This window comes from Tigheibacillus halophilus, from assembly GCF_042683165.1.
Classification (GTDB): domain Bacteria; phylum Bacillota; class Bacilli; order Bacillales; family Amphibacillaceae; genus Tigheibacillus; species Tigheibacillus halophilus.
The window spans coordinates 189,920-206,135 of the sequence record NZ_JBHUIZ010000018.1 but is presented as its reverse complement, the minus strand read 5'-3'; the positions used below and the strand labels follow the sequence as shown (position 1 = coordinate 206,135).

Here is a 16,216-nt window from a genome sequence, read left to right as displayed (position 1 = left end):
CGGGGTTAATTTAATTAAAAACTTGCTGATTCTAAAGAATTTTAACTATTGTTGCTTGGAGAAAATATTCAATACTCATATTCTAGTTCTGAAACGCTTTTATTATGCCAAAGCATTCGATGGCAGCAAAATTATTTATTAGCTATAGCTTCAAAGGTAATTGTCTGAGTTGAATTTGTAGGATAATTTCCGAGATTATAATCTGCGGAGATAATTATGTCTTCAAAACCGATCTGTTCAAGGATCGTTTTAAACTCTTCAACCCCATACCAACGGAGTGGAAATCGTTCTAGCTCTGTTTCTGTTAACTGCCCATTATTCCATTTTTCATATCGATTATGAGATATTGTATATTGTCGGATAAAATCAACTTCTACTATTTTGCTTTCTAAAGTGATAATTCCATCATTGTGAGATTTCCAAGTTCTCGTCGATACATTACCAACAGTTAGATCAGTTTGCAAAAAGATGTCTAAGATAAGCTTGCCGCCATCTGAAAGATGGTTATAGAAATTCTTCAAGGCGCTAAGAGAATCTTCTCTTTTATGCAGCAGTAAAAATGTTCCAGTCGGTACAATAATCGCATCATACTCAGTGTCCAAGGAAAAGGACTCCATTTTCCCTTTAAACAATTTTGGATGCAACCCTCTATTTTCACAGTTATTACGGCAAATTTTTAACATTTCTTCGGATATATCAAAACCATCAACTTTCAATCCTTTTTCTAGTAATGGAATAAGAACCCGACCAGTACCTGTCCCGGGCTCGAGAACATTCCCCCCACAAGAAGCCAATCTGCTGCTGTAGAACTCTACATCTCCAAATGAAAGGCCGATATATTTGTCTATATCATACACCTCTGAAGAAAGCTTGTTATAATAACCCAGCATGTACTTTTCTCCCTCCTTTCTATCTTCAGGCACAGTGATTATTTTAACAACTGCGCCCAATAGTTGAGCTATTTGTTTTTCGTTGTAACTAATTTTTCAAAGAAATGGTTAAAGTTACTAATAATTAGATCTTAAAAAAATAGAATTGAAGTCCTGCAAATTCCATTTCTTGATCCGCATGCACATAAAAATGATAAAAGTACATACATTTGTTTTGTTTTACTGAACTCATCAACCCTTGTTCTCCTTTGATTTATTCAGTTAGTTGACCTATTAACAAATAATGCTGTTAAGCAATCTCGTGTGAATACAGTTTACAGTTATTCTTGCAGCAGTGGACTTAAGTTCCATATTTCTGAATATAAATTAGGATTGGAGGGGCTCTCCTCCTCACCGCCCTTTTCGTCATACACATTACGATAATCGCGCCCTATAGTCGAATAATTAAAATTCTAATAAAGCGCTTTAAAAGTTGCGTTTCCCTGGCCAAGCTCCTTGCATTTTACTTAGGAATACAATTTGCCCAATATGATATGCGTCGTGCAACCCTAAACTCTTCAGTTCAAGCACTAATGAATTATCTTCTCCCGGTATCTCTCTATACAAGTCTTCATAGTCTGATTTTGCTAGTATTTTCCCAAGTTCACGATGAACAGAGAAGTATTCCTGTTTTGTTTTCTTCCAATTTTGACCACCATCATCAGAAATGAAATTTATAGCTAATACTACTGAGGTTATTGCTACTAATATATGGATCAGGACTACATAACGGATTTTTACTAGACAAGATAAAAAGCCAACTATCAAAACAAATAATATGGAAGCTAAAAACAGGAAGGGAGCTTCCTTATGCTTGATGAACTGCCCGTACTCATAAAAGTGAAATAAGTACGGTGCTGGTATGAGTGTGAGAATAACCCATAAAATTCTCAAGTACGATTTAGCCAACTATCTTCCCCCTTATTTTGTAAAATAGTCCTTTTGTTCAACAATCTGGTCCAGTATAAGCACATTTTCTATTCAACAAACACATCCGTTTGAAGAACTATTACCTATTATTCTAATGATTTAACCATTGTATAATAACTGCTTCCAGGTGGATAACCTTTAACCTCTCCAACAACCTCATAACCTTTTAATGCATAGAACGACCGAGCTTGAAATTCAAATGTTGTCACTATCGCCTTTGTTGCACCCATTTCTTCTGCTAATTCCTCTGTCTTACGAATTAATGAGCTACCCAATCCTTTACCACGAAAATCTTCACTTAACCAAAACCAAGTAATTTCAACCCAATCCCAATAGACTTCAGCAGTTATTCCACCGACCCATTGTTCATTGCCATCTGATACAATAATGTTTATGGGCTGGACAGAGCCCTGTTTCCTTGCCTCTCGATGATGAACCGAGTGTTGGTTATTATAATCTCTCACTTCATTTTTTAAGAAAGTGAAAATTTCATCGTTTTTTTCTAAAAACACTTTAAATTTTTGTTCCATCTATTGATCGCATCCTTGTAAATAATCTTACTTTTTTAACTGGCCCTTATCTTTAACATGCGCCGATTCAATTCAGAATGCTATTGTAAAGAATAAAAAAGCGTTATTCAGTTCCCCTGCCATCAAACTTTCTTGATACATAAAAACACATGAAACCTATCACAAAAGAAAAAAGAAAAGGGATAATTGTAATGGACGGCATGATAATCGTCCAAAAAAGCAAATACGTAGTTATTGCAAAAACAAACCAACCCAGCACAAGTAAAAAACTTGATAAAAATTCTTTAAATGCCCCCATGTTTATTGACCTCTCCTAATAAAAAATTCTCCTGGATCACAATCCCTATGGAATGTGTCATCACTCAACGCAGGCAGCCTAATCCTCAAATAATCCCCTTCTAATCAAATTTGCAGTCACCGGTTCCTTTCCCAATTCACGCGACCATACTGATAACGGACCAATGTGGTGTATTTCGTGGGCAATGACATGCAGCATAATCTCTCCATATTTATAACGAATCGCCTTTCCACTGGAATCATTTTCTGAATGTATCCGGGATTCCATTTCGTTTGTCCAGGAATGATAAAAGGTTCCACTTCCTTATGACAATGTCTTCAAAATTCCTTCACCCTTTGCAAGCTTAAGAAGGACTCGAAAGGCGGCTCCTCAGGCTCTGGTTCCCCTTTTTTTAGTCCTAAAATCCAGCTGTATTCAACATCTGCAATGTGAAACAATCTGTAGAGAATGCTGCCAACTCTTTCCACTCGCATCTTCAATAATTCTTCTTCAGAAACATCTTCGCACCATCTGAACCAATCATCACGAACTTGCCAGTTATATTGGAACAGTTTTAACATCCCGGAATCCTCCATTCAGATAGTCCTATCAAAAGAAGATTTTTTTACAACAAATTGTGCAGCATAGAATCTTATTCTGCCATTTAGTCCAGTTGAAATAAGATTCTTTCATAACTCCATTCTGATCATGTTACATATTCGTATTCTCACGATATTTACCGGGATTGCTTAACTATTCTTATGTGCCTCGTACTGCTTATATAAATCATGGAGTGCGGACACGAGTGCGTTGCCTGCTTTTCCCAAATAGTGCTCCCGCAATTTCTTTTCCGGTTCACTAATACCGTCTTGCAAACTATGCCCGCGCAAAAGCTGCTGAACGAATTCTCTGCCGTGGATTGTTGCCAATGTACACCCAGCATTGACAATGACACCATATTTTTTATCTATTTCTGCGGTAATCGTCAATGTATCATATATGCTTTTTGCCGCCATCCCAGAAGGAAGCCTGGCATGTCCAGCGATAAATACGGTTTTCATAAGCCACTCCCCCCTCAGTCACGTGTATAGCCAAGTTTTTTCGATATCATGATTGCTGTCCGTTGCGTTTCCCTTTTGATGAATTCCAAATTTTTCCCAATGAAATGACTGGATAAGCCGCTGACTGTCAAGGAAGCGACAACATGATTTCTAAAATCATAGATTGGATAAGAAATCCCGGTAGTATCTTCATCCTGTTCACCAATGCTATAGGCATACCCGGTGTCGCGAATTTTCTGCAGCTGATCAAAAAGCTCATCTTCCTTTAGAAAGGATTTCTGGCCCTGGCCAGCAGACATTAAATGACGCATGATCTCTATCTGCTTTTCTGCAGACATGAAAGCAAATAACAGCTTGGGGCCAGATCCGATATGAAGTGGGGAACTTTTGCCGACTTTCGTAAACAATCTTAGTGCTTGGTTGCTATCCACTTTTTCAATGTAAGTCGCCTGGTTTTGATTGGCAATGACAAGATGAACAGCTTCATTGATCTTCATTGCCAGCTGTTGCATAAACGGAAAAGCTACCGTCCGTACCTCCAGCTGGTCAGAAACCAGCCTTCCAAGTTCAAGGAGCTTCAAGCCTAGCCTGTAGTTTCCTGTATCTCCTACTTTATGTATATAGTCCAGCGATTCCAGCGCAGTTAACAGCCGATAAACGGTGGGCTTGGGCATGTTTGCCTGATCAGCAATATCCCGCAATGCCAATTCTGGCGTTTCCGCTGTAAACAAGTCCAATAATTTCAATGCTTTAATCACACTCTGGTTCATGTTAAATCCCCTATTTTCATTTTTCTGCAAAGTCTATTCCTTTATTCTGCCATGAAAAGCCCCTGCATGTACAGGGGCTTTTCATGTTTCGGTGTATTTTTGAAAAAATTCTATGCTTTTACATCCGAATATGTGTCTTTTCCACATGCTCCGTTTCTATGATATTCACTCCACGTTTTGCCATCTCTTTCATGTATAAATCACCTGGTACGATCTGCTCTGGCGGGTAGACACCTTTTTGCTGAATATGACCGGCGCCGATCATTTGTGCTACAACAGATATCGTATTGGCAGTGGCTCTTGCCATGGCCGTTACGTTATTCTTTCGATCTTTATAGGTTGTCATCTCATATTCATATGCAGCTTGTTCTCCGTTTTTTATTCCGGCGACAATTACACGGAGCAATACGGCATCATCTTTTTCTCCGAGTTCGACAATCGGGTCAAGCACCTTCAGCAACACTTCACGCGGGTTGATTTTCTCTCCTCGCAGTTCCACCTCATAATCAGTTCTTGTCAAATTCAGATCGACGAGCAGTTTGAACTTTTCCGCATGGCCTCTGTAACGGATCGTCTTGTACTCGAGTGTTTCCAAATCCGGGTAAGAAAAGGAAAGTGTCGATGTTCCTCCGGAAGTGTGGAAAGCTTCTAAGGGACCGAATCGCTCAAAATAAACCTGCTCTATTTCAGACAATGAAGGCACTTCAACTTTATTCCCATTGCGAATGATCAACGAAGGATCCGTATAGTGGTCAAGCAGGCCTTCCATTGAAAAAACGTGATTATACTCGAAAGGCGGTTCAGGTTTAACTGGGATGCCGCCAACATACAGTTTGATAGATTCCGTTTTATCCAGCTTGCTCACGCCGTGCCCGGATAAAATATTGATCATTCCTGGTGCAACACCAAGATCCGGAATAACAGTCACACCTGCAGTTTCCGCTTCTTTTTTCAGATCCAGTACTTTGTCAGTGATATGACCAATATGCCCCCCAAGATCGACAGAGTTTACACCAACTTTTATAGCAGTCTTGGCAACAATTTCGTTAAACGAATAGAAAAGCGCATTGATGATGACATCGAATTGTTGCATATAATTTGCTAAATCTTCCTCATCGGCGGCATTGACCTGATAGGCTTTCAGCTTTGGGGAATGTAACTGATCACAAACCTGCCTGGCCCTTTCCAAGTCGATGTCTGCAAGACCGACAGCTGTCACCCCCTCATTTTGGGTCAAGTCCCTCGCTGCTTCTTTTCCCATGAGTCCTGATCCTAATACACCTATTTTCAAAACGATCACTCCCTTGTTTCGATTCATTGGATCTGCAATAGCTTTTTGTTGCGGGCTCTGTTCACCGGTTAAAAGCGGTCGTCCTCTCTACTGCATCAAAGCAGGCGCCCGGCAGCACCAATGTGCCGGGCGAATCTCTTCAGTACTTCTGCCAGTTATTCTACGTCTATTTGGGCCCGTTGCAGTTTGCCACTGTAATCGACGTAAACTGCTTTCCATTCCGTAAAAACATCCAAGGCTTGCACGCCGGAATCACGATGCCCGTTTCCGGTCCCTTTCGTGCCGCCGAATGGCAGATGGATTTCAGCTCCAGTTGTTCCCGCATTCACGTACACGATACCGGTATCCAAATCTCGCTGCGCTTGAAATACCCGATTGACATCCTTCGTGAAAATAGAGCTGGATAATCCGTACGAAACGCTGTTGTTGGCTTCTATCGCTTCTTCAAAACTATCCACAGGAATGAGCGAAACAACCGGGCCAAAGATTTCTTCCTGGCCTATGCGCATGTCTGCTTTAACATTTGTGAATAATGTCGGAGCAAAATAATGGCCGGATTTGTATTTGCCATCTTTCAGTTCATAGCCGCCGGCAAGCAGTTTAGCTCCCTCTTCATTGCCGATGCTAATATATTTTTTTATTTTATCAATGCCTGCTTGATTGATGATCGGACCGACCTTAATAGATTCATCCAATCCATTGCCAATGGTCAATGTCTCCATGGCAGACAGCAGACGTTCCTCCACCGCTGTTTTCACATCTTTGTGGACAATAACTCTGCTGCAGGCTGTACAACGTTGCCCGCTTGTACCGAAAGCACTCCATAAGATGCCTTCCACAGCCAAGTCCAAGTCAGCATCATCCATTACGATCACTGCGTTTTTTCCACCCATTTCCATGGACAGCTTTTTCAGCTGCTTCCCACATTCCGCAGCGATATCGCGCCCTGTATCATTAGATCCCGTAAAGGAAATGACTCGGATGTCATCATGGTGTACCATGCTGTCTCCTACAGTAGATCCTTTACCGAACACAACGTTCAAAACACCTTTAGGCAGCCCCGCTTCTTCACAAATCTTTGCAAGTTCATAAGCCATGATTGGTGTCTCAGTCGCTGGTTTCCAGACAACGGCATTCCCAGCAACAATGGCAGGAAAAGATTTCCACGTAGCAATAGCGATTGGAAAGTTCCATGGTGTGATAATGCCAACCACACCGATTGGTGCCCGTACGCTCATAGCAAATTTATTTTTAAGTTCTGACGGTGTCGTCTGTCCGAACATCCTTCTGCCTTCACCTGCCATGTAAAATGCCATATCGATGCCTTCCTGCACTTCTCCCCTGCCTTCTTCAATCACTTTACCGTTTTCCATTGTCAACAGCTGTGCAAGATGCTCCTTACGCTCTTTCATCAGACTTCCTATTTTGAAAAGGACTTCTGCACGTTGCGGAGCGGGAACAAGCGACCATTCTTTTTGTGCTTTTTTTGCTGCAGCCACAGCCCGATCCACATCCTCAGCTGTAGACAGAGGCACCTCCACGATGCTTTCTCCTGTCGCCGGGTTGATCACCGGCACAGATTCCACTTTTTCTTTCTCCCAAACACCGTCGATAAAGTTTGCTAGTTTTTTTGTATCAATTACTGCTTCTGTCACATTCAAAACCTCCCATTTTCATAGACAAATAGTATCCTATGTCTGGTTACTAAAAAATATGTGTGTAGGACTGCAAACCATTCACTTCTTTTTACTCCTGATATCTGCAATAGTTGCGGAAACAGATATCTGTTCCGGATTTGTCATCACTTCAATGACGGTACAACAATCGGAATGAAGCGCTTCATCAAACGCCTCGGAAAAATCTTTCCTGGTTGTAACAAGGCAGCCTTTTGCTCCCATACTTTCAGCAAGCTGGACAAAAGACACTCTCCCCAAGTCTGTTGCGATGGTTCTTTCTGGGTAATGCATTTCCTGATGCATGCGGATAGTTCCGTACATTTGGTTATTGAACACGATCGCGATGATATGAATTTGGTGCCGGACTGCTGTTTCCAGCTCGGATACCGTCATCATGAATCCGCCATCACCGGATAAAGAAACAACTGTCTTATGCGGGAATGCCAGCTTTGCGCCAAGGGCAGCCGGCATTCCATAACCCATTGCCCCCGAAGTCGGTCCAACATAACTATGTGTTGTTCTAAATGGATAATAACGATGCATCCAGCCTGCAAAATTACCGGCATCATTTGTAAGCAATGCATTTTTCGGCAATTTTTCGGCTAGCTCCGCGATGACAAATTTATTCAGCACATCATTTTTCGAAACCTGCAACACACAGGTCTGTTTATATGAATCATGTGTCGCAGCCGCCCAATCCCCCCATGTGACCGAGATGTCCATTTGCAGCAGCTTAAGCAGCGCTTCTTTCATATCAGCGACTATACCGACATCTGGGGCGTAGACCTTTCCGAGTGTATTTGCATCAATATCTATATGGATCATTTTCTGGCTAGCTTCAATCAGGCCATAATCCTGTGTGGTCACTTCGGATAACCGGCTTCCGAGAACGAGGATCAGGTCTGCTTCCTTTACAGTTTGCCTAATGGTCGGACTCAGTCCCAGCCCGAGATGTCCCGCATACATTTCATGCTTGCTGTCAATTACATCGTGCCGGCGGAAAGCAGCCAGTACCGGCAGCTTGCATCGCGTGGAAAATTTGGCCAGCAATTCTTCCGCTCCAGCCGCCTTCACTCCGCCGCCAGCAATAATGACAGGTTGCCTGGCTCCGTTCAGCATCGCCGCAGTTTTTTCGATTTCTTCTTCTGATGGTGCTGGTTTTGGCTTTTCAGCTACAGGCCCAATCCGCATTTCTGCAACTTCCGGCAGCACATCTTCCGGTAATGAAATGACCACGGGGCCGGGCCGTCCAGATTTAGCTATGCGAAATGCTCGCTGAACCAGCTCAGGAATCCGATCCGCATCCTTGATTTCTACCGTCCATTTGCTGATCGGCTGGAAATAATGAACCAAATCGACTTCCTGAAATCCTTCCCTTCCAGAAAATTTGCTGTGCACCTGTCCGAGCAGCACCACCACTGGAGTTGAATCCTGCATCGCTGTATGGACGCCAATAGCTAAATTGGAAGCGCCGACTCCCCTGGTCGCCATGACAACACCCGGCTTCAAGGTGGATTTCGCATAGCTTTCAGCCATGAATGCTGCCCCGCCTTCATGTCTGGCTGTAATGACCTCCATACTGTCCTCATCATGTAAAGCATCCAGCACAGGTAAATAACTTTCTCCTGGAACGCAAAATACCTTGGTGATATTTTCTTGTTTCATACAAGCAACGATAGCCTGAGCCCCTGTCATCTTTACAGCTTGCTTTGCGGAAACTGCCGTATTCACGTTTTATTGCCCCCTTTTAAATCAAGCTGCATTAGGCGCTCCAGCACCTCATCCAGCCTTTCAGACGAAACCGTCAAAGCGATACGTGCATACCCCTCGCCTGCACTGCCAAAGGCAGTTCCCGGTGTGATGATGATGCCTGCCTCTTCCAGCAGCTTCTCAGCAAATGCTGAAGATGTGTATGCAGCCGGAACGCGTATCCACAGAAATATCGTCCCTTTTGGTTTATTCGCCCGGATGCCAAGCTTGTGCAGTCCAGCATGCATTTTTTCCATCCGGGTCCGAAATATTTCCGCATGTTCCCGAGTCGCCGATAGATCACTGCGAAGTGCTTTTGCTGCTGCCAGCTGCACTGGCAGGAATTGTGATGAATCCACATTGCTTTTCAATGTCGCAAGTGATCTGACCGCCTTTTTATTCCCTACTGCAAAACCAATCCGCCATCCAGTCATGTTGAAACTTTTTGATAAAGAACCGAATTCAATCGCCCATTCCTTGGCACCAGGGACTTGAAGTATACTCGGGGCAGTATAGTCCCCAAAAGTTATCAAGTCATAAGCCATATCATTTATCAACAAAAGCTCGTTCTCTTTCGCAAATGCAATCGCTTTCATAAAAGTGTTTAATTCTACTGTTGCAGCGGTAGGATTTGCAGGATAATTGAGCAGCATAGCTTTCGCAGCATCTTTTACACTTTTACTCACTTTAGAGAACGCCGGTGCATAGTTATCGTCGGCATCCAGTGGTAAGTCAGCTGCTTTTGCTCCGACCAGATGAATTGCGGACCGGTAAACCGGATAGCCGGGATTCGGCGTAATCACTGTTTCCCCCGGATTGACAACCGCCTGCAGAAGGTGTGCAATTCCTTCTTTCGAGCCGATTAGCGTCAGCACTTCAGTGTCTGGATCCAAAGATACACCATAATGCCGCTGATAGAATAAAGCGACTGCTTCTCTGAATTCCTTGCAGCCTTGATAACTGGAATAACGGTGGTTAAGTGGAGCACGGGCAGCTGATGCCAATTCTTCCACAATGAAAGACGGCGTTGGTAAATCAGGTGCCCCGATTCCCAAATCAATCACATCAACACCTTGTTCCTGCAAAGCCCGCTTCTTTTTTTCAAGCTCAGCGAACAAGTACGGCGGTAAATTTTTCACGCTCTCTGAAACAAACTGCATTCCCATCCCTCTGTTTCATTTAATGAAATGATGTTTCATTAACCAATTAATATTATAAATCAACATTTTTAAATTTTCAAATGTTTTTAGAAAAATGATGTTTTTTCTTTCACTTTGATTGTGCAACTTTTTCTTCTGCCCCAATAGCTGAAGAAAGAGGTTTATTCAAACTAAAATACAATATGGCCAATCCGGCAATGACAATTGCCAAACCGATCCACACATTATTGCTCAGCCCTAATGCTAAATAACCGGCCCCTGCGATCAATGCCGATACTAGTGCGTAAGGCAATTGCGTCATGACATGATCAATATGATGACAATTCGACCCTGTAGAAGACATGATAGTCGTATCAGATATTGGCGAACAATGGTCACCAAACACAGAGCCTGCCAAGACTGCAGCAAGCATCGGCAGCAATAGATCCGGTTCCGTTACCATGGCAATTTTTCCAGCTATCGGGAGCAGCAGTGCGAACGAACCCCAAGATGTCCCAGTAGCAAAAGCGATAAACCCTGCCATCAAAAATACAATCAATGGCAATAACGTGTAACTCATATTGGCATCCTTCACCAATTGAGCCAAATAAACCCCTGTACCAAGTTGGTCAATCAGATCCACGATCGCCCAAGCAAAAATAAGAATAGCAAAGGCCGGCATCATTGACTTTGAACCGCTGATAACCCCATTGATGAAGTGAGTTCCGTTCAGCTCTTTTTTGCCGACATGTCGTAAAAACAAAAGCAATGTAGCAGCAATACCTGTAATCCCTCCATAAAGCAGCGACTTGGAAACATCAGCTTCTCCAAAAATATTCATCAGCGTATGCGCTTTTTCCTCACCAAGAGCTTGTATGCCGGTCAAATAAATAAATCCGACCGTGGCCAGGAAAAGCACTGTAATTGGAATGACCAAATCCTTGATACCGCCCAATCGGCTTGTTGGCATATCATTCGTAATATCGACAATCTCCTTCTTTTCCGGATCAAGCAATTCCCCTGTTTCTAAAGCGCGTTTTTCATGTGTTCTCATTGGACCAAAGTCAGCCTGTCTAATCGCGATAATGAAAATAGTTCCAAGTGCAGCCCATACATAAAAATTCATTGGTATCATTTGCAGGAAAGCACCGAATGCAGAAACTCCGGCTACTTCTTCTGTCACAAGAACGGTCCCGATTAAACCGATGATATAGGCACCCCAGCTGGAGACCGGCGCAACCACACAGACAGGCGCAGAAGTGGAATCCACAATGTATGCCAGCTTGGAACGAGATATCCTGTGTTTATCTGTGACCGGCCGTGCTATCTGCCCTACAGTCAAACTGTTGAAATAGTCATCTACAAAAACGACTATCCCTAAAACAATTGTCATAATTTGGGCACCGGCTCTTGTTTTGACGCGGCGAATCATCCAGTCACCGAACGCTTTCGTTCCCCCCATCATGGAAACGAACGCTGTCAAAATGCCTAACAGCAGAACAAAAAGCAAAATATAAACATTCCACGTGTTCAGACCGCCATCTTCCACAAACACGCCTTTAAATGCGTTCCAAATCAATGAAAGTGTATGTTCTGGATTGAAACTTGCTGTGAAAAGTGCTGCCGCAATGATGCCCACCCCCAGCGATAGCAAAACTCTCTTTGTCAATAGAACCATGAGGATTGCTAAAAGCGGAGGGACAAGTGACCAGATCGTTTCAACCATTCATTTATCCCCCTTTCTATTTAATCGATTTTTAACGTGATCCGCCCTCCTCTCATTGTTATCGGATATTACTAAATTATCCGTCATATATAACTTATTCGCTAACAAATATAAAAAAACCTGCCTGCTCCCAAAACTTTTCAGTTTTTAAATAATTTGGTGGCGACATAAAGCTACATAGGGCAGATTGAGAGCAGAACAGCATACTTTTGGTTTCGGCACAGCGTCCCTTCCGCAAAGCAAGTTTCAGAACATCTCTTGATTTCAAACAGCGGTCTGCAAGTTAAAGCATTAGCTGCAGATAGCTTACTGATACCAAAAAAACTGTCCTGGAAAATAACCAGAACAGTTTCATATGTAGAGGGGGATTTGATTCCTCCTAAATATCCTCTTCGAAACGATAGACGAGGCGGTAGTTGTTCTCATCCAAAAGTTCCGCAAAATGCACTCGGGCGCCATGTCCGAAGATTACTTCGTCATCCGTGATAGCGATAATCATGGCCTTTGTCTGTTTGTTGTTGTCATAATAAATATCACCGACTTCCGGCTTCAGTGAATCTTCCTGCTCAGCCAGATACTGTACAGATTCGTCTTCAATTTGTTTCGACTCAGGTACAAGTGATTTGTCATAATAAGCGATTTCTTGGCTCCCCTCTTTCCTGCCGGGAACAAGTACGACATATTCATGATGTTTCACACCGTTGTCTCTTGTCGTAACCACATTGCCGTTTTCCACACTATCCACCTTTTCGATTTCATTCAATGAATAATGGTCGAGAAAATCGGGCGCAGGTTTTGTGATTAAAATATAATTACCTGGTTCTGGCAAAGCGTTTTGATCAATCGTATAGCGTTTGCCATAAAAAATGAATGTATCATTGTGCTTCGGTTTGTAATATGATATATCCTTCGCTTTTGTCAGCACTTGTTTCATATCTTTCAAACGATACAGGTGAACGGAATTTTTCAGCAAAGGTTTCACCGAGTAAACCTTGTGCAATTCATTTTCATAAAAAACAAATTGTCCTTTTCTTACTTGAAGCAGATTCATGTTTTCCCCTCCCGAAATTGTTTAAAAACCTATCCATGAGTCATTTTCCCACTACCAACCTATTTTTAAACAAAAATTCTTATGCATGTGTTAATTTGTCCTTCGATTGCGCAAATATCCAATTACCAACAGTGCTGCTGTTACTAAAGCCATAAGAGAATATATCTCCATATTTGTGTCAAGATGCAAGGCATCGATCACAAGCTTGTCCTCCATAATCATGTCCGCGGCTGTCCATGCCAGGATGGCTGCACCTATATAAGCGATCCAGGAGAACTTGTCCATGATCCTTACAATCAATTTCGAGCCGAATATCATGATAGGGATACTGACAGCAACACCAAGAATCAGCATACCAATATGTCCTTTCGCGGCACCCGCGATAGCAACAACATTATCCAGGCTCATCAATGCATCAGCCATGATGATGGTCATAACAGCTTTCTTTAATGTACCGGATGAATGGATGTCTGCTTCGGAATCATCTCCCGCAAGCACATTATAGGCAATATAAAGCAGCAACAATCCGCCTATCAAATGAACAAAAGGAACCTTTAATAAATAAATGATTAAAATAGCGAATAAAATCCTTAGTACGACTGCCCCTGCCGTCCCCAGCAAAATCGCTTTATTTTGCTGTCCCTTTGGTAACCTTCTTGTCGCCATGGCTATAACAACTGCGTTATCACCAGACAAAACGATGTCGATGGCGATGATTTTCAGTAGAATGATAAAGGATGCAGTTGAAAACTCGATCCCAAGCACTTTTTTGCCACCTTTCGCAACATGCTTTACCTATTATACTACATCTGCTTGTAGTAAAACGAGTTTTCTTTTAAAGCAGATTCATACCTAAAAAATAACTGCTGATCACATTGTTGTCAAACAAGATCTGTATCTCAGGCCATCTATCCTCTTTTTTGGACAATCTGTTCCGTTTCCCTTTTTTTAAAATTGATTGCTGAGACGCCGGCTGCTACCAATGCCACCCCAGCTAAGATAGCCATGTTCAATGACTCTCCTTTGATGAACATGGCAGACAAAATTGCACCTGAAACAGGCGTGATGAATTTATAGATAGCAATTTCACCTGCTTTATTGTATTTCAGAATCGAATACCATAATGCAAATGCCGCAGCAGAAAGAAAAGCTGAATAAATCAGCAGCACCCAGCCAAGCGGTGTAAATACGATTGCGCCAGGTTGCATTTGCGGCAAGCCGACTAACAGCAACAACACGGAGCCGATCGTCAATTGAAAGCCTGTCAATGCGAATGGATGTATACCAATCGCCATTTCCTTAGCCATGATGGTTCCGATTGCACCGGTCAATGCCGCAAGTATCATATAGCCTTCGCCATTGAATTGAAAAACAAAATGGAAAGATTGCCCCCAATTGGCTACAATGATTCCGCCAAAACCAGCAATCAGACCAATTGTTTTCGCACCATTCAAACGATCGTTACGGTAAAAGAAGTGTGCAATAAGCACAGTGAAAAAAGTTCCGCTTGATGATAAAATCGCACCTTGCATACCAGAGGTGTGGGCAAGTCCATTATAAAAGAAAAAATATTGCAGTGCAGTTTGAATCACACCGAATACGATTAAAAAACGAAACTGCCTCTTCGTCACTTTCAAAGACTTTCTGTTGGCAAGCAGTAGACCAATAATCAACATTAATCCTGCCATTAAAAATCTCATGCCGGCAAATACGACTTTGGCGATGGTGTCATTTGCGGCCATGTGCATTTCTTCATAACTCACTTTCAAAACAGGAAAGGCACTCCCCCAAAGTATGGCGCAAAAAACCGCGATGGAAACCACAACCCATTTTTTCGTCAATATATCCTTCATACGTTTCATTTCATCTCCTGCTTCTGTTTGTTGCCTGATCAGCGCACATAGTTTTGCATATGCACAAATGGCAACTTCGTATCCACTTCACCAAATATGCGTATTAAGTGAGAATTTTCTCCTTCCAGCCATTTTCTGAAATCAAATACGACCGGCTCGCGGTCTCCACCAAGGGCAAACCAGACTTTTTGTTTTTCCGGAAAATATGCCGAAGTATGAATCGTCCCCGACCAATTTTTATACTGATTGGAAAAAACGCCACGATTTGAATCATTTAACATGCGAAACGCATCATGGGCACTGCTGATTTGTGGTGCATGTGTTTCCATCGCATCCAAGCGTTCTTTTGAATCTGATAAATGGTTCCGGTTTTCTTCGGTCAGCATTTCAAAATGATTCGTGCAAAAATGACTGCGACGGACCTCAATACTGCGCGGCGTTGCCTCTATAATAAAAGTTTCGCGATTTTTGTCCAGCACCGTATAACTGAAAGAATGCCTATGAGGAATTTCTTTTAAAAGGGCAATGGCTTCAGCGGCACTTGCACATGTTTCCAATATAATCCTGCCAATCATATTGCAGATAAAACCATCGCCAGGCTTCTTCCGATGCATGAAATTATAACCCATGACAAGGCCTTTTTCATTCATGCCATCCATACGGCCAGTCACCCGCTGTGAGGGACCGATAATGGCATATCCTTCATCTGCAGGCTGATAAAACGTGAAGCGTCCCTCGTATGTTTTTGGATGATAATCATAATTACGGATCAGATAATCTTCCCCAGTAAAAATCGAACAGCCGCTCCGGACATAATCCAGCCTGTAACCGCCGAAATCTTGCAGCACATCTTTTAATGGCCATTGCAAGGCTTCCTGCAGCCCAAGCAATTCTTCCCAAATCGCCGGAGCAAACTGATGAAAAATAGCCTTTGTTTCTGCTATATCAATTGAAAAACGCGGCCGTCTGATCTTCCACTGCCTTTTCCTATTTTCCAATGTATAGGAATCTTTCAGAAGTACACCTTGTTTATAACCAAAATCAAAATGGTTGCCCCGGAACTGCAGCACATCGCTATATATTTTTTGCATATGCATTAATCCTCTCCATTCAGCCCTGTTCTTTTATTCATAGTTTAGCCGAAACAATGCCTTTTACAAAAGAATGTGTTTAATCCTTGATAAACAATCATGCAAAAAAGCTGAAGGAAATTATGCCCGCAGCTTTTTGATTG

The 16,216-nt window shown here is 42.5% G+C and carries 14 protein-coding genes and 1 pseudogene; all 15 read right to left on the bottom strand.

Features of this window, described 5'->3' with window-relative positions; translation table 11 throughout:
- Nucleotides 1–131: 131 nt before the first annotated feature.
- Nucleotides 132–890 (bottom strand): class I SAM-dependent methyltransferase, encoded by a 759-nt coding sequence (locus ACFSMW_RS20000; RefSeq protein WP_390358076.1) that lies wholly within the window; start codon nucleotides 888–890, stop codon nucleotides 132–134.
- A 465-nt stretch (nucleotides 891–1,355) separates the two neighbouring features.
- On the bottom strand, nucleotides 1,356–1,838 hold the full coding sequence (locus ACFSMW_RS19995; protein WP_390358075.1) for a DinB family protein: 483 nt from the start codon (nucleotides 1,836–1,838) through the stop codon (nucleotides 1,356–1,358).
- Nucleotides 1,839–1,945: 107 nt separating this feature from the next.
- Nucleotides 1,946–2,389: a GNAT family N-acetyltransferase gene (locus ACFSMW_RS19990; protein ID WP_390358074.1), complete on the bottom strand. Its 444-nt coding sequence runs from the start codon at nucleotides 2,387–2,389 to the stop codon at nucleotides 1,946–1,948.
- 376 nt (nucleotides 2,390–2,765) lie between these two features.
- Nucleotides 2,766–3,247: pseudogene (locus ACFSMW_RS19985) on the bottom strand (DinB family protein).
- Nucleotides 3,248–3,415: 168 nt separating this feature from the next.
- Nucleotides 3,416–3,727, bottom strand: a complete 312-nt coding sequence (locus ACFSMW_RS19980; RefSeq protein WP_390358073.1) for a DUF3870 domain-containing protein — start codon at nucleotides 3,725–3,727, stop codon at nucleotides 3,416–3,418.
- Nucleotides 3,728–3,741: 14 nt separating this feature from the next.
- Nucleotides 3,742–4,497: an IclR family transcriptional regulator gene (locus tag ACFSMW_RS19975; protein ID WP_390358072.1), complete on the bottom strand. Its 756-nt coding sequence runs from the start codon at nucleotides 4,495–4,497 to the stop codon at nucleotides 3,742–3,744.
- 118 nt (nucleotides 4,498–4,615) lie between these two features.
- Nucleotides 4,616–5,788, bottom strand: coding sequence for a saccharopine dehydrogenase family protein (locus ACFSMW_RS19970; RefSeq protein WP_390358071.1), 1,173 nt, complete (start codon nucleotides 5,786–5,788; stop codon nucleotides 4,616–4,618).
- A gap of 155 nt (nucleotides 5,789–5,943) precedes the next feature.
- Nucleotides 5,944–7,443, bottom strand: a complete 1,500-nt coding sequence (locus tag ACFSMW_RS19965; RefSeq protein WP_390358070.1) for an aldehyde dehydrogenase family protein — start codon at nucleotides 7,441–7,443, stop codon at nucleotides 5,944–5,946.
- Nucleotides 7,444–7,524: 81 nt separating this feature from the next.
- The gene (locus ACFSMW_RS19960) at nucleotides 7,525–9,159 is read right to left on the bottom strand and encodes a thiamine pyrophosphate-dependent enzyme (RefSeq protein WP_390358142.1); all 1,635 of its coding nucleotides are present in this window, start codon (nucleotides 9,157–9,159) and stop codon (nucleotides 7,525–7,527) included.
- Between the two features lie 32 nt (nucleotides 9,160–9,191).
- Entirely contained in the window at nucleotides 9,192–10,373 is a 1,182-nt protein-coding gene (locus ACFSMW_RS19955; protein WP_390358069.1) for an aminotransferase class I/II-fold pyridoxal phosphate-dependent enzyme, read from the bottom strand.
- A gap of 109 nt (nucleotides 10,374–10,482) precedes the next feature.
- The gene (locus ACFSMW_RS19950) at nucleotides 10,483–12,078 is read right to left on the bottom strand and encodes a Na+/H+ antiporter NhaC family protein (RefSeq protein ID WP_390358068.1); all 1,596 of its coding nucleotides are present in this window, start codon (nucleotides 12,076–12,078) and stop codon (nucleotides 10,483–10,485) included.
- Between the two features lie 379 nt (nucleotides 12,079–12,457).
- Nucleotides 12,458–13,129, bottom strand: a complete 672-nt coding sequence (locus tag ACFSMW_RS19945; protein WP_390358067.1) for a hypothetical protein — start codon at nucleotides 13,127–13,129, stop codon at nucleotides 12,458–12,460.
- A 90-nt stretch (nucleotides 13,130–13,219) separates the two neighbouring features.
- Complete coding sequence (locus ACFSMW_RS19940) at nucleotides 13,220–13,885, bottom strand: TerC family protein (protein ID WP_390358141.1); 666 nt, start codon at nucleotides 13,883–13,885, stop codon at nucleotides 13,220–13,222.
- A 152-nt stretch (nucleotides 13,886–14,037) separates the two neighbouring features.
- Nucleotides 14,038–14,991, bottom strand: a complete 954-nt coding sequence (locus ACFSMW_RS19935) for a DMT family transporter (protein ID WP_390358066.1) — start codon at nucleotides 14,989–14,991, stop codon at nucleotides 14,038–14,040.
- Nucleotides 14,992–15,020: 29 nt separating this feature from the next.
- Complete coding sequence (locus ACFSMW_RS19930; RefSeq protein ID WP_390358065.1) at nucleotides 15,021–16,073, bottom strand: C45 family autoproteolytic acyltransferase/hydolase; 1,053 nt, start codon at nucleotides 16,071–16,073, stop codon at nucleotides 15,021–15,023.
- Nucleotides 16,074–16,216 lie beyond the last annotated feature (143 nt).